At 71.2% G+C, this 22,305-nt stretch carries 21 protein-coding genes; 4 read left to right on the top strand and 17 right to left on the bottom strand.

Annotated elements, in window-relative coordinates:
* Nucleotides 1-299 precede the first annotated feature (299 nt).
* Nucleotides 300-1,688: an NAD(P)/FAD-dependent oxidoreductase gene (locus tag HQM25_RS04030; RefSeq protein WP_172989075.1), complete on the top strand. Its 1,389-nt coding sequence runs from the start codon at nt 300-302 to the stop codon at nt 1,686-1,688.
* A gap of 263 nt (nt 1,689-1,951) precedes the next feature.
* On the opposite strand, the gene HQM25_RS04025 is transcribed toward HQM25_RS04030, so the two are convergent.
* Nucleotides 1,952-3,430, bottom strand: a complete 1,479-nt coding sequence (locus HQM25_RS04025) for a helix-turn-helix transcriptional regulator (protein WP_172989074.1) — start codon at nt 3,428-3,430, stop codon at nt 1,952-1,954.
* Nucleotides 3,431-3,662: 232 nt separating this feature from the next.
* On the opposite strand from HQM25_RS04025, the gene aceB reads away from it, so the two are divergent.
* Together aceB and HQM25_RS04015 are read left to right on the top strand one after the other, a co-directional pair.
* Nucleotides 3,663-5,303, top strand: coding sequence for a malate synthase A (aceB, locus tag HQM25_RS04020; RefSeq protein WP_172991500.1), 1,641 nt, complete (start codon nt 3,663-3,665; stop codon nt 5,301-5,303).
* 74 nt (nt 5,304-5,377) lie between these two features.
* On the top strand, nt 5,378-6,973 hold the full coding sequence (locus HQM25_RS04015) for an isocitrate lyase (protein ID WP_172989073.1): 1,596 nt from the start codon (nt 5,378-5,380) through the stop codon (nt 6,971-6,973).
* A 72-nt stretch (nt 6,974-7,045) separates the two neighbouring features.
* On the opposite strand, the gene HQM25_RS04010 is transcribed toward HQM25_RS04015, so the two are convergent.
* The 8 genes from HQM25_RS04010 to HQM25_RS03975 form a co-directional block, all read right to left on the bottom strand.
* On the bottom strand, nt 7,046-7,492 hold the full coding sequence (locus HQM25_RS04010) for a type II toxin-antitoxin system VapC family toxin (protein ID WP_172989072.1): 447 nt from the start codon (nt 7,490-7,492) through the stop codon (nt 7,046-7,048).
* Nucleotides 7,489-7,743, bottom strand: a complete 255-nt coding sequence (locus tag HQM25_RS04005; protein WP_172989071.1) for an antitoxin — start codon at nt 7,741-7,743, stop codon at nt 7,489-7,491. The genes HQM25_RS04010 and HQM25_RS04005 overlap by 4 nt, the downstream gene beginning before the upstream one ends.
* A gap of 38 nt (nt 7,744-7,781) precedes the next feature.
* Nucleotides 7,782-7,895: a Wadjet anti-phage system protein JetD domain-containing protein gene (locus HQM25_RS04000; RefSeq protein WP_172989070.1), complete on the bottom strand. Its 114-nt coding sequence runs from the start codon at nt 7,893-7,895 to the stop codon at nt 7,782-7,784.
* A 50-nt stretch (nt 7,896-7,945) separates the two neighbouring features.
* Nucleotides 7,946-9,670, bottom strand: a complete 1,725-nt coding sequence (locus HQM25_RS03995; RefSeq protein WP_172989069.1) for an acyl-CoA dehydrogenase — start codon at nt 9,668-9,670, stop codon at nt 7,946-7,948.
* 72 nt (nt 9,671-9,742) lie between these two features.
* On the bottom strand, nt 9,743-10,375 hold the full coding sequence (locus tag HQM25_RS03990; RefSeq protein ID WP_172989068.1) for a response regulator: 633 nt from the start codon (nt 10,373-10,375) through the stop codon (nt 9,743-9,745).
* Nucleotides 10,372-11,580 carry a sensor histidine kinase gene (locus tag HQM25_RS03985; RefSeq protein WP_172989067.1) on the bottom strand — a complete coding sequence of 403 codons (1,209 nt, stop codon included), beginning with the start codon at nt 11,578-11,580 and terminating at the stop codon, nt 10,372-10,374. Before HQM25_RS03985 ends, HQM25_RS03990 begins: the two co-directional genes overlap by 4 nt.
* Nucleotides 11,581-11,597: 17 nt before the next feature.
* Nucleotides 11,598-12,470 carry an ABC transporter permease gene (locus HQM25_RS03980; protein ID WP_172989066.1) on the bottom strand — a complete coding sequence of 291 codons (873 nt, stop codon included), beginning with the start codon at nt 12,468-12,470 and terminating at the stop codon, nt 11,598-11,600.
* Nucleotides 12,467-13,330: an ABC transporter ATP-binding protein gene (locus HQM25_RS03975; protein ID WP_172989065.1), complete on the bottom strand. Its 864-nt coding sequence runs from the start codon at nt 13,328-13,330 to the stop codon at nt 12,467-12,469. Before HQM25_RS03975 ends, HQM25_RS03980 begins: the two co-directional genes overlap by 4 nt.
* Before the next feature lie 163 nt (nt 13,331-13,493).
* On the opposite strand from HQM25_RS03975, the gene HQM25_RS03970 reads away from it, so the two are divergent.
* Nucleotides 13,494-14,693 (top strand): pyridoxal phosphate-dependent aminotransferase, encoded by a 1,200-nt coding sequence (locus HQM25_RS03970; protein ID WP_172989064.1) that lies wholly within the window; start codon nt 13,494-13,496, stop codon nt 14,691-14,693.
* A 76-nt stretch (nt 14,694-14,769) separates the two neighbouring features.
* Here HQM25_RS03970 and HQM25_RS03965 read toward each other — a convergent pair whose 3' ends face one another.
* The 8 genes from HQM25_RS03965 to HQM25_RS03930 form a co-directional block, all read right to left on the bottom strand.
* Nucleotides 14,770-15,429, bottom strand: a complete 660-nt coding sequence (locus HQM25_RS03965; RefSeq protein WP_172989063.1) for a PepSY domain-containing protein — start codon at nt 15,427-15,429, stop codon at nt 14,770-14,772.
* A gap of 86 nt (nt 15,430-15,515) precedes the next feature.
* Complete coding sequence (locus HQM25_RS03960; RefSeq protein WP_172989062.1) at nt 15,516-16,847, bottom strand: sensor histidine kinase; 1,332 nt, start codon at nt 16,845-16,847, stop codon at nt 15,516-15,518.
* Nucleotides 16,840-17,520, bottom strand: coding sequence for a response regulator transcription factor (locus HQM25_RS03955; protein ID WP_172989061.1), 681 nt, complete (start codon nt 17,518-17,520; stop codon nt 16,840-16,842). The genes HQM25_RS03960 and HQM25_RS03955 overlap by 8 nt, the downstream gene beginning before the upstream one ends.
* A 478-nt stretch (nt 17,521-17,998) precedes the next feature.
* Nucleotides 17,999-19,135 (bottom strand): UDP-N-acetylmuramate dehydrogenase, encoded by a 1,137-nt coding sequence (locus HQM25_RS03950; RefSeq protein WP_172989060.1) that lies wholly within the window; start codon nt 19,133-19,135, stop codon nt 17,999-18,001.
* A complete protein-coding gene (locus HQM25_RS03945) occupies nt 19,135-19,539 on the bottom strand; it encodes a MaoC/PaaZ C-terminal domain-containing protein (protein ID WP_172989059.1) in 405 nt (134 codons plus the stop codon). The genes HQM25_RS03950 and HQM25_RS03945 overlap by 1 nt, the downstream gene beginning before the upstream one ends.
* On the bottom strand, nt 19,536-19,985 hold the full coding sequence (locus HQM25_RS03940) for an FAS1-like dehydratase domain-containing protein (protein WP_172989058.1): 450 nt from the start codon (nt 19,983-19,985) through the stop codon (nt 19,536-19,538). Before HQM25_RS03940 ends, HQM25_RS03945 begins: the two co-directional genes overlap by 4 nt.
* A gap of 97 nt (nt 19,986-20,082) precedes the next feature.
* Nucleotides 20,083-21,084 (bottom strand): sugar phosphate isomerase/epimerase family protein, encoded by a 1,002-nt coding sequence (locus HQM25_RS03935; protein ID WP_172989057.1) that lies wholly within the window; start codon nt 21,082-21,084, stop codon nt 20,083-20,085.
* A gap of 35 nt (nt 21,085-21,119) precedes the next feature.
* On the bottom strand, nt 21,120-22,259 hold the full coding sequence (locus tag HQM25_RS03930; RefSeq protein WP_172991499.1) for a Gfo/Idh/MocA family protein: 1,140 nt from the start codon (nt 22,257-22,259) through the stop codon (nt 21,120-21,122).
* Between the last annotated feature and the right edge of the window lie 46 nt (nt 22,260-22,305).

The raw sequence follows: 22,305 nt of genomic DNA, 5'->3' as shown, positions 1-22,305 counted from the left end.
CCGCGCGCGGCCCTCGCGCATGAGTCCACACATCCGAGCGCGACTCCACACCCCGCGCGCGGCCCTCGCGCATGAGTCCACACATCCGAGCGCGACTCCACGCCCCGCGGGCGGCCCTCGCGCATGAGTCCACACATCCGAGCGCGACTCCACACCCCGCGCGCGGCCCTCGCGCATGAGTCCACACATCCGAGCGCGACTCCACACCCCGCGGGCGGAAAGCATGTGGATTCGAGACGAAACGTGTGGATCCGCCGCCGTCGCTCGCCGCTCGGGTGGGGCGGCGGCATGATGGCACGGTGAGCACTCGCGCGACCCTCGGATCCCCTGTCAACGGCGACGTGTCGTGGTGGTGGCGCGACATCGGCGGCCTGCCGACGCCGCGCGCCGCACTGCCCGGGTGGATCGATGTCGATGTGGCCATCGTCGGGGCCGGCTACACCGGCCTGTGGACCGCCTACTACTTGAAGACGCTGCAGCCCGATCTGCGCGTCGCCGTGCTCGAGCAGCGCTTCGCGGGCTTCGGGGCGTCGGGCCGCAACGGCGGGTGGCTCACGAACTCCGTTACGGGCGGGCGCGCGCGGTACGGGCGCGACGGCGGGGCGCGGCTGCAGCGTGCGCTCAATGGCGCCGTCGACGAGGTGATCGCGGTCGCCGACCGTGAGGGGATCGACGCCGACATCGTCAAGGGCGGCGAGTTCGAGATCGCCCGCACTCCAGCGCAGCTCGCGCGCCTGCGCGCGCACGTCGCCGCGGAGCAGGCATGGCCCGATCTCGACCTCGAGGTGCTGGATGCCGCGGAGGCGGCATCCAGGATCGCGGTCGACGGCGTCGTCGGCGGCACGTGGCACCCCCACTGCGCCCGTGTGCACCCGGTCAAGCTCGTGCGCGGGCTCGCGGAGGCGGTGGAGCGGCTGGGCGTGCCGATCTACGAGGGAACCCGTGTCACGCGGATCGTGCCCGGACGGGCGATCACCGAGCACGGCGATGTCAACGCCGCCCACGTGATCCGTGCCACCGAGGGCTTCACCCCCGACCTCGCCGGCGAGCACCGCACGTGGCTGCCGATGAACTCGTCGATGATCGTCACCGAGCCCCTGCCCGCCTCCTTCTGGTATGCCGTGGGCTGGAGCGGTCGCGAGACCCTCGGCGACCACGCCCACGTGTACATGTACGCCCAGCGCACCGACGACGATCGCATCGCCTTCGGGGGGCGGGGCGTTCCGTACCGCTACGGATCCCGCGTCGACACCGACGGCGCAACGCAGGAGCAGACGATCGCCTCGCTGGCGCATCTGCTGCGGGACTTCTTTCCGGCGGCTTCCGACGTGCCGATCGCGCACGCGTGGGCGGGCGTGCTGGGTGTGCCGCGCGACTGGGCGGCGACGGTGGGGCTGGATGCCGCGACCGGCCTCGGCTGGGCCGGAGGGTACGTCGGCACCGGCGTGACCGCCACGAACCTCGCCGGGCGCACCCTGGCCGACCTCGTGCTGCGGCGCGACACCGACCTCGCCCGCCTGCCATGGGTCGGCCACCGGGCGAAGAAGTGGGAGCCGGAGCCGCTGCGGTGGACCGCCGTCACTGCGATCTACACCGCGTACCGCATGGCCGACCGCGCGGAATCGTCGCGTTCGTCGGCGCGCACGGCGTGGCCGGCGCACGTCGCCGGGTGGGTCGCCGGGCGCTGAGCCCACGAGCCGCTGGAGGCCGCGCGGGGTTGGCATCCACTCGCCGGCGCGGCCGGACGCGGCCCGGCGTGGCATCCACTCGCCGGCACGGCCGGACGCGGCCCGGCGTGGCATCCACTCGCGGGCACGGCCGGAGGCCGCCCGGCGCGGCATCCACTTGCTGAGATCAGGTGATCTGCCGGAAACAGGACGATCCTGCGGGGCAACGGCCTGTTCTCGGCGGATCACCTGATCTCGGCAGGCGGGGCGACACCACGCGGCGCTCAGCGCGGGGCGTGGGCCTCCAGGAACTCGTACACGTCGGTGGTGTCGACGCCGGGGAAGGCTCCGGTCGGCAGCGTCGCCAGCAGCGTACGGGGCGTGCGCACGTTCGGCCACGAGTGCTCCCGCCACGCGCCCTCGAGGTCGGCGGGTGCGCGACGGCAGCACACCTCGACGGAGTGCTTCGATACGCCGCGGTGGGGCGTGTCGCGCCCGAGGAACCACTTCGTGTCGTCGAAGCGCACCCCGACCGAGACCGAGTGCGCGCCTTCGCTCGACAGCTCGACGCGCGCCGTGCACCAGTACGTGCCGTTGCCGGTGTCGGTGTACTGGTAGTACGGGTTGAAGTGGTCGTCGACGTCGAAGACGACGCGCGAGGTCCACTTGCGGCAGCACATCTGCCCTTCGATGGCCCCGAGCCGGTCGGTCGGGAAGTTCACGTCGTCGTTCTCGTACGCCTTCGTGATGGTGCCCGACTCGTGCACCTTGAGGAAGTGCACGGGGATGCCCAGGTGCACCGTGGCGAGGTTCGTGAAGCGGTGTGCGGCGGTCTCGTACGACACCGAGTACGCGTCGCGCAGGTCCTCGATGGAGATCGCGCGGTCGTCCTTGGCGTCCTGCAGGGCCGGCACGACGTGCGCCTCGGGGATCAGCAGAGCGCCGGTGAGATAGTTCGTCTCGACGCGCTGGCGCAGGAACTCGGCGTAGGACGTGGGCTCGCGGTGGCCGAGGATGCGGCTGGACAGCGCCTGCAGCAGCGCCGTGCGCGGATCGCCCTTGGCCGCCTGGCGGCTCGACAGGTAGAGCCGGCCGTTGCGGATGTCGGCGACCGACCGCGTCGTCTGCGGCAGATCGGGCACGTAGTGCAGCGTGAAGCCGAGGTGCGCCGCGATGTCCGACGCGGTGCGCTGAGTGAGCGGGCCGCCGGGGTGATCGACGGCGTCGAGGATGCCGCGGGCCTGGGCCTCGAGCTCGGGGAAGTAATTGTTCTGGGTGCGCATGAGCCGGCGCAGCGCCACGTTCGCGCGGCGCGCCTCCTCCGGGGTGGCGGCACGCTCGTCGCGGAGCCGCTCGATCTCTCCCTGGAGCGCGAGCATCGCCTTGAGGGCGTCGGTGGGCACCGTCTTGCCGATGCGGAACGGCGGGATGCCGAGAGCCTGGAAGGTCTGCCCGCGCATCGCCCGCTCGAGCTGGATCTCCAGCGTCGAGCGCTCGTCGAGCGGCTCGGACTCCAGCAGCGCATCGAGCGTCGTACCCAGGGCGCGCGCGATCGCCTGCAGGAGCGTGAGCTTCGGCTCGCGGCGTCCGTTCTCGATCATCGACAGCTGGCTGGGGGCACGGTCGACCGCGCCGGCGAGCTCGTCGAGCGTCATGCCGCGGTCGGTGCGCAGCTGACGGATCCGACGGCCGATGGTGAGGGCATCCACCTCTTCATCGTCGAGATCTTCCGGGCCGGCGTCGCGGGTGAAGGTCGTCGTCATGCCGCGATTCTGTCACGAAAGCAGAATTATCGACAAACTTCACAGTCGATTTCGTCAGGAGCACCCCCGAACTTCACCGGATAGTGGATGCACGACCACCACCGACCGATCCTCACACGCGGATCACGGGATGCCTCACCCGGCGCACACGCCGGAGCAGGCATCCCCCGAATCCACACACACCTCTCGTCCCTAGGAAGGCAGAGTCATGACTCCCTCCACCACCGCCCCGATGCGCACCCGCACCGGACCCATCCCCACGCAGACCCACACGCCCTCGATCGAGATCGCCGGGCCCGTCCGCGACCGTTACGACGAGATCCTCACCGCCGAGGCGGTCGCCTTCCTCACGGAGCTGCACGAGCGCTTCGCCGCCCGCCGCCACGACCGCCTCGCCGACCGCATGCGCCGCCGCTTCGAGATCGGCAACGGCCACGACCCGGGCTTCCGCGACGACACCGCGCACATCCGCGAGGACGACGAGTGGCGCGTCGCCGGCGCCGGTCCGGGCCTGGAGGACCGCCGCGTGGAGATCACCGGCCCCACCGACCCGAAGATGACCATCAACGCACTCAACTCGGGCGCGAAGGTGTGGCTGGCCGACCAGGAGGACGCCACCAGCCCCACCTGGAAGAACGTCATCGAGGGCCAGCTGTCGCTGCGGGATGCCATCCGCGGCGAGCTCGGCTTCACGAGCCCCGAGGGGAAGCGCTACGAGGTCACCGCCACCGAGACCCCCACGATCGTGATGCGCCCGCGCGGCTGGCACCTGGTCGAGAAGCACATCCGCTTCACCGACCGCACCGGCCGCACGATGGATGCCTCGGGCTCGCTCGTCGACTTCGGGCTGTACTTCTTCCACAACGCGCAGCAGCTCATCGCCAACGGCCGCGGACCCTACTTCTACATCGCCAAGCTCGAGTCGAGCGAGGAGGCGAAGCTGTGGGACGACGTCTTCACCTTCAGCGAGCGCTACATCGGCATCCCGCACGGCACGATCCGCGCGACGGTGCTCATCGAGACGCTGCCGGCCGCGTTCGAGATGGAGGAGATCCTCTTCGAGCTGCGTGATCACATCGCGGGTCTGAATGCGGGCCGCTGGGACTACATCTTCTCGATCATCAAGAACTACCGCGGCCGCGGTGCGCGCTTCGTGCTCCCCGACCGCAGCGAGGTCACGATGACGGTGCCGTTCATGCGCGCCTACACCGAGCTGCTGGTGAAGACCTGCCACAAGCGCGGCGCCTTCGCGATCGGCGGCATGAGCGCCTTCATCCCGAATCGCCGCGACCCCGAGGTCACCGAGCGCGCGTTCGAGAAGGTGGCCGCTGACAAGAAGCGCGAGGCCGGCGACGGCTTCGACGGCACCTGGGTGGCCCACCCCGACCTCATCCCCGTGGCCCGGGCCGAGTTCGACGCGGTGCTGGGCGACCGGCCGAACCAGCTCGATCGGCAGCGTCCCGAGGTGCAGGTGGCCGCTGCGGACCTGATCGAGGTGCACATCGGGCGCCCGGTCACCGCGCAGGGCGTGCGCGACAACGTGTCGGTGGCCATCCGCTACATCGAGGCCTGGCTGCGGGGCCTGGGCGCCGTCGCCATCGACAACCTGATGGAGGATGCCGCGACCGCCGAGATCTCGCGCTCGCAGGTGTGGCAGTGGATCCACCAGGACCGCCAGACCGCCGAGGGCGACCACATCACGCGCGAGTACATCGAAGGGCTCATCGCCGAGGTGCTCGGGGAGGTCGAGCGCCGCGAGGGCGACCGCTTCGACGACGCCGCCGAGATCTTCCGCGAGGTCGCTCTCGGGCAGGAGTTCCCGGCGTTCCTGACGCTGCCCGCCTACGCGAAGTTCCTCGTCGAGACCGACTGACACCCCCCTCCGCGGCGCGTGCGAGGCCCCGCCTCGCACGCGCCGCTCCCACACCACCCCAGAAGGGAAAGAGCATGACCACCTACCAGGACGACATCGACGCCATCCGCGCTCTCACGGAGCAGCACGGCTCCAGCTGGGATGCCATCGACCCCGAGTCCGCCGCCCGGATGCGCGCGCAGAACCGCTTCCGCACGGGTCTGGAGATCGCCCAGTACACCGCCGACATCATGCGCCGCGACATGGCCGAGTACGACGCCGACTCGTCGGTGTACACCCAGTCGCTCGGCGTCTGGCACGGATTCATCGGGCAGCAGAAGCTCATCTCGATCAAGAAGCACCTGAAGTCGACGAACAAGCGCTACCTCTACCTGTCGGGATGGATGGTCGCCGCGCTGCGCTCGGAGTTCGGGCCGCTCCCCGACCAGTCGATGCACGAGAAGACCGCGGTGCCGGCCCTGATCGAGGAGCTCTACACGTTCCTGCGCCAGGCCGACGCGCGTGAGCTCGACCTGCTGTTCACCCAGCTCGATGCGGCCCGCGCCGCGGGAGACGAGACGGCGGCCGAGTTCGTGCAGTCGCAGATCGACAACTACGAGACCCACGTGGTGCCGATCATCGCCGACATCGACGCCGGTTTCGGCAACCCCGAGGCCACGTACCTGCTCGCCAAGAAGATGATCGAGGCGGGCGCGTGCGCGATCCAGATCGAGAACCAGGTGTCCGACGAGAAGCAGTGCGGCCACCAGGACGGCAAGGTGACCGTCCCCCACGAGGACTTCATCGCGAAGATCACCGCGGTCCGGTACGCGTTCCTCGAGCTCGGCATCGACAACGGCGTCATCGTGGCCCGCACCGATTCGCTCGGCGCCGGTCTCACGCAGAAGCTCGCGGTCACCCACCAGCCGGGGGATCTCGGCGACCAGTACAACGCGTTCCTCGACGTCGAGGAGATCTCGGACGCCGACCTCGGCAACGGCGATGTCGTCATCAAGCGCGACGGCAAGCTGCTGCGCCCGAAGCGCCTGGCCAGCAACCTCTACCGGTTCCGCCCGGGCACCGGAGAGGCGCGCTGCGTGCTCGACTGCATCACGTCGCTGCGAAACGGCGCCGACCTGCTGTGGATCGAGACCGAGAAGCCGCACGTGGAGCAGATCGCGGGCATGGTCGACGCGATCCGCGAGGAGATCCCCAACGCGAAGCTCGTCTACAACAACAGCCCGTCGTTCAACTGGACGCTCAACTTCCGCCAGCAGGCCTACGACGAGCTCGCCGAGCAGGGCGCCGACGTCTCGGCATACAAGCGCGATGAGCTCATGGGCGTCGAGTACGACGACACCGAGCTCGCGCGGCTGGCCGACGAGAAGATCCGCACCTTCCAGCGCGACGGCTCTGCTCGGGCGGGCATCTTCCACCACCTCATCACGCTGCCGACGTACCACACGGCGGCGCTGTCGACCGACAGCCTGGCCAAGGACTACTTCGGCGACGAGGGCATGCTCGCCTACGTCGCGGGCGTGCAGCGTCGGGAGATCCGAGAGGGCATCGCCACCGTCAAGCACCAGAACATGGCCGGCAGCGACATCGGCGACAACCACAAGGAGTACTTCGCCGGCGACGCCGCCCTCAAGGCCGGCGGCCAGCACAACACGATGAACCAGTTCAGCTGATCTCACCCGTAAGACGGTGGATGCCTCGGACCAGCCGGTCCGAGGCATCCACCGTCTCTGCGCGTTCCCGCGCTAGCGCGCGCGGCGGAGGAGGTCGTCGGGGGTGACCGCGCGAACGCCTTCGAAGCGGGAGAGGTCGGAGTCGAAGGTGACCACGCTCGCCCGGTTCTCGATGGCGAGCGCGGCGAGGTGGGCATCGTTGACCAGGTTCCCTGCGGCTCCGCGCGCGACGAGCAGCCGCTCGAGGATCTCGGGGTGCCGCGCTCCGGGATTGAGCACATGGGCGCTGGGGGCGGCGAGCCAGTCATGCACCTGCGCCATCGCCTCTTCCGCCGCGAGCGGCGACGGGAACACACGCGGATTCGTCGTGAGGCGGATGAAGCCGAGCAGCGCGTTCCAGCTGAAGCCGACGTCATCGCGACCGTCGAGTGCGGAGTCGAGCCAGGCGATGGATGCCGCATGCTGCGGGCTGCGAGCATCCACGGCGTAGACGAGGACGTTGGTGTCGATGATCCTCATCGATCGACCTGGAGCCGGCGGATCAGCTCGTCGTCCTCGAGGTCGGCGAGAAGACGATTGGCATGCATGAGGTCGACCGCCGCGGCGCCCAGATCGCGTGGCCTCGTGTATCCGCCTTCACGCCTGGGCGCGGTGCTCGTTCCCGCGCGGATGGCGTCGTTCAACGCGCGCTTGAAGGAGATGCCTCGCTGCGCCATGAGGCGTCGGATCGCCGCTTCCGCGTCTGGGTCCAAAGTCACCGTGGTGCGCACGATGACAGCATAGCGTCAGGTGAACTGATGCGCTGCTGTCATTCTCCTCGTTGCCCGAGCGCCCAATCCCCGTCGAGGCGCTCCTGCTCGAGCCGCACGGCGGGGCCGAAGCGGTCGGTCACGAGGTCGTCGTAGAGAGCGCGGTGGTCCATGCTGCGTCACGGGTAGGCGACGCCCCCGACAGCGGCGCAACCCGCGGGAGTCAGCCGATCTCGCCGGCCTCGACCGTCTCGGCGAGCGCCGCCACGCGGGAGAGGTGGTGCGCGCCGTAGAAGTCGGCCTCGAGAAGGCGCTGCGCGTCGGCGGGCTGCTCGGCGTCGTGGCCGAGCACGGCGACGATGGCGAGGGCGTGCATCCAGCCGCCGGCGAGGGTGCCGAGCAGCGTCAGGTAGGGAACGCTCACGGCGTAGGCGTCACGCGGCGACGCCGCGAAGCCCAGCACGGCCGCGGTCGCGCGGCGCGCGGCATCCACGGCCCGCTCGAGGCGGTCGGCGGTGCGGCCGGCCACCGGGTGGGAGAGGCCGCGCAGGGTCGCGACGGTCTCCGACATGTCGTCGAGGAGAGCGGATGCCGTCGCCCCGCCGTCGCGGATCAGCTTGCGGCCCACGAGATCGTTCGACTGGATGGCGGTGGTGCCCTCGTAGATCGGCATGATGCGCGCGTCGCGGTAGTGCTGGGCGACGCCGGTCTCCTCGATGAAGCCCATGCCGCCGTGCACCTGGATGGCGTCGGAGGTGATGCGCAGGGCCTCCTCGGTGGTCCAGCCCTTGAAGATCGGCACGAAGAACTCCGCGCGAGCGAGCGTGCCTTCGGTCTCGGCGCGGTCGAACAGGTCGCCGACATAGACGCCCATCGCCCGCATCGCGAAGATCTCGCTCGACATCGCCAGCAGCAGGCGCCGCACGTCGGGGTGCTCCGCGATGGTCGCGCCGTCCTCGCGGCCCAGGACCGGCCCCTGCAGGCGCGCCTGCGCGTACGCGAGCGCACGCTGGTAAGCGCGGTCGGAGACGCCGGTGGCCTGCAGGCCCATGCCGGCGCGGGCCGAGTTCATCATCACGAACATGCCGGCCAGGCCCCCGTGCAGGCCGCCGGCGAGGTAGCCGGTCGCGCCCTCATAGGACAGCACGGCGGTCGGGCTGCCGTGGATGCCGATCTTGTGCTCGAGCGAGACCGTCTGCACGCCGTTGCGCTCCCCGAGGGAGCCGTCGGCGTTCACGAGGAACTTCGGCACCACGAACAGCGAGATGCCCTTCGCCCCCTCCGGAGCGCCGGGCGTGCGGGCGAGCACCAGGTGGACGATGTTGTCGGCCACGTCGTGGTCGCCCCACGTGATGAAGATCTTCTGGCCGCTGATCGACCACGTGCCGTCGTCGTTCGGGGTCGCCGTGGTGCGGATCGCGCCGAGGTCGGTGCCGGCCTGCGGCTCGGTGAGGTTCATCGTGCCGGTCCAGCGGCCCTCCACCATCGGCGCGAGGTAGGTCTCGCGCAGTTCGGGGGATGCCACGGCATCGAGGGCGTGGATGGCGCCGGCGGTCAGCATCCAGCACAGCGCGAAGGCCATGTTCGAGCCGTTCCAGATCTCGCCGAGCCCGTTCTGGATGAGCACAGGCAGTCCGTTGCCGCCGGCGGACTCCGGTGCCTCGGCGGTGATCCAGCCCGCCTCGACGAGCGCGGCGTACGCCTCGGCGAAGCCCTCGGGCAGGCGCGCCTGCCCGTCGACGAGCGTCGCGCCGACCCGGTCGCCGACCTGGTCCAGGGGCGCGAGCACCTCGGCGGCGAACTCGCCGGCGGCCGTGACGACGTCGACGGCATCGCCGGCATCCATCGCCCCTCCCGTCGCGCGCGCGACGATGTCGGTGCCGAAGGCCTCGCGGTAGAGGAACGCGTAGTCCTCGGCGGGGGCGGTGTAGGTCGATGCGTCTGCCATGACGGATGCTCCAAGTCTGGTGAAACTGCGAACCATGATACGCGAGACTCAGTTCCACCGAACCTGGGAATGTCAGGAGGATGCCGGCAGCAGCCCCCGTTCCATCGCGAGGGTCACCGCGCGCGTGCGGTCGGCGACCCCGAGCTTGTCGAACGTCTTCAGCAGGTGCGTCTTCACCGTCGACTCGCCGATGCCCAGCGCCACGGCGATCTGCTTGTTGCTGTGCCCGGTCGCCACCAGCTGCAGCACCTCGGTCTCGCGCGCGGTGAGCACCGTCTCCGTCGTCGCCGGCGCCCGCATGCGCTCCACGAGCCGCACCGCGACCTGGGGCGAGAGCGCGGTCTGTCCGGCGGCGACCGACCGGATTCCCGCGACGATCTCGGCCTGCGGCGCCGCCTTCAGCAGGTAGCCGCTCGCCCCGGCCTCGATCGCGGCGAGGATCTGATCGTCGGTCTCGTACGTGGTGAGGATCAGCACCTTCGCCGAGCCCTCCGCCGTAATGCGCGCTGTGGCTTCGACGCCGTCGACGCCGGGCATCCGCAGATCCATGAGCACGACGTCGGGAGTGGTCGCAGCGGCGATGCGCACGGCGTGCTCGCCGTCGGCGGCCTCTCCGACGACCTCGAACCCGGGCTCATCGGAGAGCATGCCGACCAGGCCCGCCCGCACGACGGGGTGGTCGTCGACGATGACGAGCCGGATCATCGGGGCACCGCCTCATCGGCGGTCGTGGCGGGCAGGCGCACCACGAGGGTCGTTCCCGCGCCCGGCGACGACGTCACTTCGAACGTCCCGCCCGCGAGTCCCACGCGCTCCTCCATGCCCTCCAGCCCGAAGCCGCGGCCCCGGGCCGCCGTGTCGAATCCGTGTCCGTCATCAGCGACCTCCAGCCGCGCTCCCCCGTCGGCAGCCGCCGACACCGCCACCCGCACCTGCGTCGCACCCGCGTGCTTGCGGACGTTGGCGAGCCCCTCCTGCAGGCAGCGCAGCAGCACGAGCTGCGACTCGCGCCCCAGCACGCCCGCCGAGTCCAGCTGCGCGTCGAGGTCGATCGTGAGCCCGACCTCCGCGCGGAAGCGGTCGACCAGTCGATCCACGGCATCGCCCAGGGCGGCGTCGGAGGGCACCGCCGCGGTGCGCGACACGATCGCGCGCGCCTCCTCCAGCGCGTCGCGCGAGAGCCGCTCGACCGTCGCGATCGTCTCGGCCGCGGCATCCGCTCGACCGTCGTCCAGCTGGCGACCGGCGCGCTCGGCGAGGATCGCGAGTCCCGCGAGCGTCTGGGCGAGCGTGTCGTGCAGGTCGCGCGCCAGTCGCTCGCGCTCGGCCGCCGCGCCGCGCTCGCGGCTCAGGGTCTCCACCTCGCCCTGCGCCGCGGTGAGTTCGGCCAGCAGACGCGCGCGCTCCTCGCCGTACTCCACGATGCTCGAGATCCACAGGCCGAAGGCGATCGCGAAGGCGAAGCCGAAGGCGGCCGACGCGGCGGCGGTCGCGAGGGCCGGGCCGACCGCGTCGCCGCCGTCGAGGATGCCGGCGAACAGCGCGAACCCGACGAACACGCCGCCCGCGACCGCCGCGGAGCCGGCGATGGCGGGGCGTCGGCGGGCGGCGAGCACCCACACGAGCGGATACGCGATCGCCTGGGCGATCGCGAAGAAGGGCTGGGTCGCGCAGCCGACCGCGAGCGCGACCGCGGCCAGCCCCGCGAAGGCCGGCAGCCGCCACGGGCGCGGATCGCCGAGGCCCGGGCGCGCGACGAGCAGGTACCCGCCCGCGAACAGGACGAGGGCGCCGGCGGTCACCGGCGCCGTGCGACCGGATGACGGCCCGCCGAGTCCGACGAGCATGGCCACCACGATCGCGAGGGACGCGGCGATCACCGCCGCGTCCCACCATCGTCGATTGAACATGAGTCCCCGGCCTCAGGCTACGCGTCCCGGCGGATCCAGCGGAAGGTCACCCGGGCCAGCACCAGGCCGATCACGAGCCAGACCGTCAGGGCGATCGCCACGCCCGCGAGGTTCCACTCGCCGCCCTGCTCGAGCGCCGCATAGGAGTCGGGGAGGAAGACGTACCGCATGCCCTGTGCCATCCACTTAACCGGCAGCAGGCCGGCGGCGGTCTGCAGCCATCCGGGAAGCATGTAGAAGAAGAGGTACACGCCCGACAGGAACTGCACCACCAGCACGATCGGGATGACCACCGCGGTGGCGCTGCGCGCCGTGCGGGGCACGGCCGAGATCGCGACGCCCAGCAGCGACGACCCGGTGATGCCGAGCAGGAACACCCCGGCGAACACGAGCCACTTCTCGGGCTCGGTGGGCAGCGGCACGCGCAGCACCAGGCCCGCGAAGGCGAGGATGAGCACGGCCTGCAGCACGCCGGTGGCCGCCACCTGCCCGATCTTGCCGAAGAAGTAGCTCACCGGCGACAGCGGCGTCGAACCGAGGCGCTTGAGAACCCCCTCGGATCGCTCGATCGCGATGTCGATCGCGAGGTTCTGGAAGCCCGACAGCAGGAGGCCCGCGGCGATCATGCCGGGCAGGTACATCTGCCCCACCGGCACGGCCGGAAGCCCCGGGGCGGGCTGCATGTCGCCCTCACCGCCGAACGCGACGCTGAACAGGCCGAGCATCACGATCGGGAAGAGGAACGTGAACACCAGGGTGTCGAGCGAGCGGAAGTACTGCAGGAGCTCGAAGCGGGTGCGCCACAGCCCTGCTCCGATGATGCCGCGCCCGGCTCGGCGGCCGCGGGTGTGGATGCCGTGGGCATCGGTCGTACGGGCGATGGTGCTCATCGCACTGCCTCCATTTCGGGCTGCTCGGCCACGAGGCCGAGGTAGATGTCTTCGAGCGAGGGACGCACGATCTGCACGTCGGCGGGCTCGGCTGCGGTGCGCGCGACGAGGTCCGCGACGAAGCGTCCCGGCTCGGCCGTGCGGTGCTCGTGTGCGCCGGCGGCATCCCGCCACCGCACGAGCGGGGTGCGAGCATCGGTCCCGCCGATCTCGGCGACCGGACCGATGGCCTCCAGCCGCCCTCCGACGAGGATCCCGACGCGGTCGGCCAGGTGCTCGGCCTCTTCGAGATAGTGGGTCGTGAGCAGGATCGTCGTGCCCTGGCCCGACAGTCCCCGGATCATCGCCCAGAAGTCGCGCCGCGCCTGCGGGTCGAACCCGGTCGTCGGCTCATCGAGGAAGAGCAGCTCGGGATCGCCGACGATCCCGAGAGCGACATCGACCCGTCGCTGCTGGCCGCCGGAGAGCTTGGCCACCCGCGCGTCGGCCTGCGGCTCGAGGCCCACCGCGGCGATCACCTCGTCGACGTCGCGCGGCCGCGGGAAGAAGCCCGCGAACTGGCGCACGTACTCCCGCACGGTCAGCGCCCCGAGGCTTCCGGCGCTCTGCAGCACCACGCCCAGACGCGCCTTCCATTCGAGGGCCCCGCGCGCCGGGTCCTCGCCCAGCACCGCGACCTCGCCGCCCGTGCGGCGCCGGAAGCCCTCCAGGATCTCCACGGTCGTCGACTTGCCGGCGCCGTTGGGCCCGAGCAGGGCGAAGGTCTCGCCGCGGGCGATGTCGAACGACACGTCGTCGACGACCATGCGGCCTGAATACTCTTTGCGCAGGTTCCGCACCCGCACCACGTTCTCGTTCATGACTCCACGGTCCCGCGCGGCGGGTGCCTGCGGCAGCGCCCGTTCGTCCGGTCCGGGGTCCTCCATTCGGTGGATGCCCGGATCAGCCGGATCGTGCGGATCGTCCGGTCACAGGGCGGAATCCGGAAGGTCGCGGGCGGCATCGGCGACTACGCTCGAAGGCGTGACCGAACGTGCTCCCCTGTCTCGCAAGCTCTCCGCGATCGCCGAGTCGGCGACCCTCAAGGTCGACGCGAAGGCGAAGGCGCTCCAGGCCGCCGGCCGCCCCGTCATCTCGTATGCGGCGGGCGAGCCGGACTTCGCGACACCGCGGTTCATCGTGGATGCCGCGGCCGAGGCGCTCGCGAATCCCGCGAACTACCGCTACACCCCCGCCGTCGGGCTCCCCGTGCTGCGCGAGGCGATCGCCGCCAAGACGCTGCGCGACTCCGGGCTGGAGGTCGCCCCGTCGCAGGTCATCGTCACCAACGGCGGCAAGCAGGCGGTCTACCAGGCCTTCCAGGCCGTCGTGAACCCCGGCGACGAGGTGCTGCTGCCCGCGCCGTACTGGACGACCTATCCCGAGGCGATCGCGCTGGCCGACGGCATCCCGGTCGAGGTCTTCGCCGGCGCCGACCAGGACTACAAGGTCACGGTCGAGCAGCTCGAGGCCGCCCGCACCGAGAAGACCACCGCGCTCGTGTTCGTGTCGCCCTCGAACCCGACCGGCTCGGTGTACACCGCCGACGAGACCAAGGCGATCGGCGAGTGGGCCGTCGAGCACGGCATCTGGATCATCTCCGACGAGATCTACCAGAACCTCGTGTACGAGGGCATCCGCGCGGTGTCGATCGTCGAGGCGGTGCCCGAGGCCGCCGCCCAGACCATCCTCGTCAACGGCGTCGCCAAGACGTACGCCATGACCGGCTGGCGCGTGGGCTGGATGGTGGGGCCCGCCGACGCCATCAAGGTCGCCGCGAACCTGCAGTCGCACCTGAGCTCGAACGTGAACAACGTCGCGCAGCGCGCGGCCCTCGCCGCCCTGACGGGACCGCAGACCGAGGCCGAGCAGATGCGGGTCGCCTTCGACCGCCGCCGCAAGCTCATCGTGGCGGAGCTGTCGAAGATCGACGGCGTGACGGTGCCCAACCCGCTCGGCGCCTTCTACGTCTACCCCGATGTGCGGGGCCTGCTCGGCCGCGAGTGGCACGGCGTCACCCCGACCACCACCCTCGAGCTCGCCGATCTCATCCTGGAGAAGGCCGAGGTCGCGGTGGTGCCCGGCGAGGCGTTCGGCCCCTCGGGCTACCTGCGCCTCTCCTACGCGCTCGGCGACGACGCGCTCCTGGAGGGCGTGCGCCGACTGCAGGAGCTCTTCGCCTGACCCGCCCCGGCGGCCCGCACACGACGGAGCCGCCCGGTGCTCTGGGGGCACCGGGCGGCTCCGGCCGTCTGCGGGGTCAGCCGGCCTTGACGACGAAGAAGTCCGCGTCGAGTTCGACGTCGATGTCCTCGCCGTTTCCGAGGTCGATCTCGACCTCGTAGCGGTGGTCGGCGTCGTCGCTGTACTCCACCTCGGTGACGGTGCCGCCGCCCACGTGCAGCAGGGCCGCGTCCTTCGCCGCCTCGAGCTCGGCCGGGTCGACGACCGCGTCGTCGTCGCGGCCGGAGTCGTCACGACCGGAGTCGTCGGCGCTCCCGTCGGCGCTGTCGTCGGCGCTGTCGTCGGCGCTGTCGTCGAGGTCGACCGACACGATCGCGTAGTCGCGGTCGAGCTTGACCTCGGCGAACCCGCCCGCCTCGAGCGCGATCGTGATCTCGTAGGCGTACGCGTCGTTGTCGTCGATCTCCACCTCGCGCACGGTGCCAGGTCCGGTCTCCTCCAGCGCGCCGGCGATCGCCCGGTCGATCATGTTCTCCGTCGGCGAGAAGCCGTCGTTCGGCCCGCCTCCGGGCGACGGGGTGGGCGTCGTGTCGTCGCCGCTCCCGGTGGCGTCGGCGGAGACGAGGGTCGCCGCAGTCGGATTCGAAACGGTGGATGCCGCGACCGCGGCCCCGCCTGCCAGTGCGATCGCCCCTGCCGCCGCGGCGGCGATGAAGCCGATGGTGCGCTTTCTCATGGTGTCCTCCTCAGGTACGACACCACCGTGCCGCGCGGATGCTGAAGCAGACCTGAAGCGACCGGAATTCGTTCGCGCGAGCGCGGTCAGCCGGCGAGCGGCACCCTCAGCTCCGCCCGTGCGCCGCCACCGGGCGCCTCGGCGATGCGCACGGAGCCGCCGTGCCGCACCGCGATCTCGCGGACGATCGACAATCCCAGGCCGCTGCCGCCGGCATCCCTCGACCGCGCCTCGTCGAGGCGCACGAACCGCTCGAAGACGCGCTCGCGATCACCCGGAGGCACCCCAGGGCCGTCGTCGTCGACCGTGAGGAGCGCGGTGCCGTCGACGGCCGTGACGGCGAGCGCGATGCGACGCCGCGCGTGCCGGGCGGCGTTGTCCACGAGGTTGCGCACGGCCTGGCCGAGAAGGCCCGCGTCGGCGCGGACCCGCACCGGCGCGATGCCCGACGTGTCCACCGCGAGCGCGGGATGGGCCCGCAGCCGCTGGGCCTCAGCGAGCAGCACATCGTCGAGGTCGACGTCGGCGGGCGTGAGCACGAGAGCCCGTTCGTCGGCCCGGGCGAGCACGAGCATGCCCTGCACGAGCCGCTCCAGCCTCTCCCCCTCGCTCAGCACCGTCTCGGTGAGCAGACCCGGGCTCACCTTCGCGGGATGATCGCGCGCGACCTCCGCGTACTGGCGCAGCACCGCCAGCGGCGATTTCAGCTCGTGCGAGGCATCCGAGATGAATCGGCGCTGGGTCTGCTGCGCGATCTCGAGCCGGGCGAGCATGTCGTTCATCGTGTGCGCGAGGCGACCGATCTCGTCCCGCGTGCCGGGGTCGTGCACGCGCCTGCTGAGGTCGCCGTCGCCGACGGCGTCCACCTCGCGACGCAGGCGCTCCACGGGGGCCAGCGAGCGTCCGACCACGAGCCAGACCGTGACACCCACGATCATCACCACGACCGGCACCGCGACCGCCAGGAGCGCCGCGACCGCCGCGAGCGTGGCATCCACCTCCGCCGTCGCGCGGCCCGCGACCACGACCGCATCGCCGTCGCGGTCGGCGGCGAGCACGTAGACACCCTCCCCCGCGATGTCCACGAGGCCCGCAACGCCCGCGTCGCGATCGGCGAGCGCCGGAAGGTCCTCGGCGACGTCGCTCGCGTCGATCACCGTGCCGCGGTCGCGGTCGATCACCTGCCAGAGCCGGTCGTCGTCGAGATCCGGGAGCGACTCGATGCCCGTCTCATCCACCTGCTCGGCGAAGGCTGCCGCATCCTGACGGGTCGCCGAGGTCATCTGGTCGAGCAGCGACTCCCGCAGGATGAGCCAGAACAGCACCGCCCCGACCACCAGGGCGAGCGCGACCGCGAGGCCCGCGACCGCGGTGATGCGCAGGCGGATGCCGGTGCGACGGCGGGCCGGCTCAGCCATCGCCGTCCGCATCGAGGCGGTACCCGGCTCCGCGCACGGTCGTGATCGAGGCGCGGCCGAAGGGGCGGTCCACCTTCGCGCGCAGGTGGCCGATGTAGACCTCGACGATGTTGGGGTCGCCGTCGAACGAGAAGTCCCACACGCCGCCGAGGATCTGCGCCTTGGAGACCACCTCGCCCGCGCGCCGCATGAGGAACTCGAGCACGGCGAATTCGCGACTGGTCAGATCGATGGGCGCGCCGCCGCGCGCCACCGTGCGCGAGGCGGGGTCGAGCACGAGATCGCCGACCGTCACGGCGACCGGCCGCGGGGCGGCGCCGCGACGGGTGAGGGCGCGCAGACGCGCGAGCAGCACGGCGAACGAGAACGGCTTGGTGAGATAGTCGTCGGCCCCCGTGTCGAGCCCTTCGACCTGGTCCCACTCGCCGTCCTTGGCGGTGAGCATGAGCACCGGCGTCCAATTCTCCTCCTCGCGCAGCGCGCGGCACACGAGGTATCCGTTCATGCCGGGGAGCATGATGTCGAGCAGGATCGCGTCGTAGGCGTTCTCCCGCGCGAACCAGAGCCCGTCGGTGCCGGTGTGCGCGACATCCACGGCGAAGCCCTCGGCCTCGAGCCCGAGACGCAGCCCCTCGGCCAGGCGCACCTCGTCATCGACCACCAGCACCCGCATGAGCCCATCGTGGCCGACGTTCGCTGAACCGGGGCTGAAGCGCGGCCGGACACGGCCGCCCTTCGTCGCGTCGCTGCGCTCCTCGCTCAGGGACCGATCACGCCGAGGCCGAGCGCCTGGGCCGCGACCGCGCCACGTTGCGGCATCCGCGCGAGCTTGCGGCATCCGCGCCATGTTGCGGCACCGCCGACCCCACGACCGCGCCACTTCCGGCATCCGCGCCAGCTTGCGGCACCGCCGACCCCACGACCGCGCCACCTTCCGGCATCCGCGCCAGCTTGCGGCACCGCCGACCCCACGACCGCGCCACCTTCCGGCATCCGCGCCACGTTGCGGCACCGCCAATCCCATGACCGCGCCAGCTTGCGGCATCCGCGCCACCGATCGATGCAGCGGATGCCGCGTTCTGTCGCGGTCGTGGGACCAGCCAGACGAGTGGATGCCCGCCCCGTCCGCCCCGGCCGCCCCTGCCGCCCCTCTAGAGCTCGACGCCGATGAGCACGGGCTCGGGCTGGAGGATGAGGCCGAACTCCGACTGCACGCGGCCCTGGATGTACCGGGCGAGCTCGGCGAGCTCAGCGGCAGACGCGTTGCCGCGGTTCGTGAGTGCGAGGGCGTGCTTGGTCGAGACGCCGGCGCGGGAGCGCGGGATCTTGAAGCCCTTGCGCACCCCCGACTGCTCGATGAGCCAGGCGGCGCTCACCTTGACGTCGGGTTCGCCCGACGGCGGCGGCGGCACCTGTCCGTCCCACGATGCGAGCGGGATGACCAGCACCGGATCCACATCGGGAGCGACCGGCCAGCGCGGGCACGCGGCAGGGAGCGTGCGGGCGAAGGATGCCGAGACGATCGCGTTCTGGAAGAACGAGCCGGCACTCGCGGTGTCGGGGTCGGTCGGGTCGAGGACCATTCCCTTGGAGGCACGGGTGGCGAGCACGTGCTCGCGGATCCACGCGAGGGTGACGGCCTGTTCGGGGTCGAGCCCGAGTGCGGTGCGCAGCTGGGCGCCGTGGATCGGGCGCTCGCCGGGTCCGATCTCGGCGAGCTCGAGCGAAACCGACAGGATGACGGCGCGACGTTCGGGCGCGGAGCCGTAATGGTGCTTGAGCACGGATGTGCGAAATCCCAGGCCGAGCTCCGCCGCCGGCACGGTCGACACCTCGCCGGTGGACTCGTCGATCAGGTCGACCTCGACGATGGTCTGCACGATCTCCTGGCCGTACGCGCCGATGTTCTGCACCGGCGCCGCGCCCACGGTGCCGGGGATCCCCGACATGGCCTCGATGCCGGCGAGCCCGGCATCCACCGCGTACGCCACCAGTGCGTCCCAGTCGTGGCCGGCTTCGACGCGCAGCCGCACGAAACCCTCGCGCGGGGACGGCAGACGTTCGATCCCCTGCGTGCGCACGCGCACGACCGACCCGTCGAAGGGCTCGTCGCCGACGAACAGGTTCGAGCCGCCGCCGAGCACGAGAACCGGCTCGTGCTCCGCCCACAGGGTGCGCAGGGTGTCGACCAGTTCATCGCGGGTCCCCGCGTCGAACATGCGCAGCGGCGCCGCACCCACCCGAAGCGTGGTGAGCGCGGAGAGTGCGATCGGCTCGATCTCGGGCATCACGCCGCCCGTACGCGCACCTGCGCTTTGACGAGCACGGTCTTCTCGTCGAAGGTCACCGTGAGGTCGATGCGGAGCGCATCCTCCTCGATCGCCCCCACCTTGGCGACGATGGTGACATCGGCGCCGTCGACCGGATCGACGATGACCGGCTTGGTGAAGCGCGTGCCGTACTCGAGGATGCGTCCGGCATCGCCCAGCCACGGCACGATCGTCTCGACCGCGAGGCCCATCGTGAGCATCCCGTGCGCGAGCACGCCCGGGAGCCCTACCTCGGCGGCGACGTCGTCGCGGTAGTGGATGGGGTTGAAGTCGCCCGACGCGCCGGCGTAGCGCACCAGCGACTCGCGGGTCAGGTGCACGGTGCGCTCGGCGACGACGTCGCCGACGGTCAGCTCGCTCATGCCTCACCCTCCCCCACGACCAGCACCGAGGTCGCGGTGACCACGTGGGCGCCCGTCTGATCCACGATCTCGGCGTCGCTGGTGACCATCGTGCCGCCGCCCATCGCGCGCAGTCCGCTCACCGTCAGTCGCGCGGTGAGTTCGTCTCCGGCCACGATCGGCCGCGTGTAACGGAAGCGCTGCTCGCCGTGCAGCACGCGCGAGAGCACGATGCCCGAGTCGGGCTCGGCCAGCAGCTGCTGCAGCGTGAGGTCCTGCACCACCATCGCGAACGTCGGCGGCGCGACGACATCGGCGTAGCCGAGTGCCTGCGCGGCAGCGGGGTCGTGGTGCTGAGGGTCGTCGGCGAAGACGGCGCGCGCGAACTCGCGCACCTTCTCGCGGCCGACCAGGTACGGCGCGGTCGGGGGGAACTCGCGGCCGAGGAGCTCGGGGTTCACTGGCACCGTGCCATCCTACCGACCGGCTCCGCGGAGGGCGGCGGCGCAGAGTGGATGCCGCGCCCGCGGCATCCACTCTCCCTCGGCTGTCGCCGGGTGGGGCTCAGCGGCTGCTGAACGCCGCGTCGAACGCGGCCGTCGGCGCGGCGAAGGCGTTCCGCCTGACGAACTCGAGTGCTTCGGGTGCGCCGAGCAGCCGGTCCATCCCCGCGTCCTCCCACTCGACCGAGATCGGCCCGTCGTACCCGATCGCGTTGAGCGCGCGGAACGAGGCCTCCCAGGGCACGTCGCCGCGCCCGGTCGAGACGAAGTCCCACCCGCGCCGCAGATCCGCCCACGCCAGGTGCGAGCCGAGCCGGCCGTTGCGGCCGTTGCCGACATTGAGCTTCACGTCCTTGCAGTCGACGTGGTAGATCCGGTCGCGGAACTCCAGGATGAAGTCGACGGGATCGAGCTGCTGCCAGATGAAGTGCGAGGGGTCCCAGTTGAGCCCGAACGCCTCCCGGTGGCCGATCGCCTCGAGGGTGCGCACCGTCGTCCAGTAGTCGTAGGCGATCTCCGACGGGTGCACCTCGTGCGCGAAGCGCACGCCCACCTCGTCGAACACGTCGAGGATCGGGTTCCACCGGTCGGCGAAGTCCTGGTACCCGGCGTCGACAGCCTCCTGCGACACCGGCGGGAACATCGCGACGTACTTCCAGATCGACGACCCGGTGAAGCCGATGACGGTCTTCACGCCGAGCTTGGCCGCCAGGCGCGCGGTGTGCTTCATCTCTTCGGCGGCGCGCTGACGCACGCCTTCGGGGTCGCCGTCTCCCCACACGCGATCGGAGACGATGTCGCGGTGGCGCTGGTCGATGGGATCGTCGCAGACCGCCTGCCCCTTGAGGTGGTTGGAGATCGCCCACACCTTCAGGCCGTAGCGCTCGAGTACGGCGAGCTTGCCGTCGACGTACCCGGGCTCGTCCCAGCGCCACGGGTCGAGGTGGTCGCCCCAGCAGGCGATCTCGAGGCCGTCGTAGCCCCACTCGGCGGCCAGTCGCGCCACCTCTTCGAAGGGCAGATCCGCCCACTGGCCGGTGAACAGGGTGATCGGTCGCGTCATTGCGTGGTCCTTTCCGATGATCGGGATGCTGCGCCTCAGGCGCTCGTGTCGATCCAGGTGCTCCCCGCGGCGGAGCTGCGCTCCACGGCATCCAGCACGCGCTGCACATGCAGGCCGTCGGCGAAGGAGGGCCGAGGCTGCGCGCCGGCGTGGATCGCGGTGACGAAGTCGCCGACCTGGTGCGAGAAGCCGTGCTCGTAGCCGAGCATGTGGCCGGTCGGCCACCACGGTGCGAGGTAGGGGTGGTCGTGCTCGGTGACGAGGATCCGCTGGAAGCCCAGCTGGGTCTCGGGCAGCGTCGCGTCGTAGAACTCCAGCTCGTTCAAACGCTCGAGGTCGAAGGCGAGAGCGCCCTTCGATCCCGAGATCTCGATGCGCAGCGCGTTCTTGCGGCCGGTGCGGAACCGGCTCGCCTCGAACGAGGCGAGGGCCCCGCCCGACAGGCGTCCGGTGAACAGGGCGACGTCGTCGACGGTGACGGCGCCGCGTTCGCTCGACGCCGTGCCCGACAACCCCACTCCTTCGCCCAGCAGCGGACGCTCCGCGACGAGGGTCTCGATGATGCCGGACACCGAGGTGACCTGCTGACCGGTGATGTACTCGGTGAGATCGATCGCATGGGCGCCGATGTCGCCCAGCGCGCCCGAGCCCGCGAGGTCCTTCTTCAGCCGCCATGTCAGCGGCGCCTCCGGATCGATCAGCCAGTCCTGGAGGTACTCCGCCCGCACCTGGCGCACCTGCCCGAGCCGCCCCGAGGCGACGAGATCGCGAGCGAAGGTCGTCGCCGGCACGCGCCGGTATGTGAACCCGACCATGGAGCGGATGCCGCGCTCGGCCGCGGCGGTGGCCGCGGCATCCATCTCCTCCGCCTCGGCGACGGTGTTCGCGAGGGGCTTCTCGCAGAGCACGTGCTTGCCGGCGGCGAGCGCGGCGATCGCGATCTCGCGGTGGGTGTCTCCCGGGGTGACGATGTCGACCACGTCGATGTCGTCGCGGTCGATCACGGCCCGCCAGTCGGTGGCGGATTCGGCCCAGCCCCACTTGCGCGCCGAGGCGTCGGCGCCCGTGCGCCCGACGAGCACCGCCATCTCCGGCTGCAGCGGCAGGTCGAAGAAGCGCGGCGCGACGCGCCAGCCCTGCGAGTGCGCGGCGCCCATGAAGCCGTGGCCGATCATGGCGACGCGAAGCGTCTGTGTGGTCAACGCGGTGTCCTCTCTCTCG

This window comes from Microbacterium hominis, from assembly GCF_013282805.1.
Taxonomy (GTDB): domain Bacteria; phylum Actinomycetota; class Actinomycetes; order Actinomycetales; family Microbacteriaceae; genus Microbacterium; species Microbacterium hominis_B.
The sequence above is the reverse complement of the archived record's forward strand: the minus strand, read 5'-3'. Positions and strand labels throughout refer to the sequence as shown.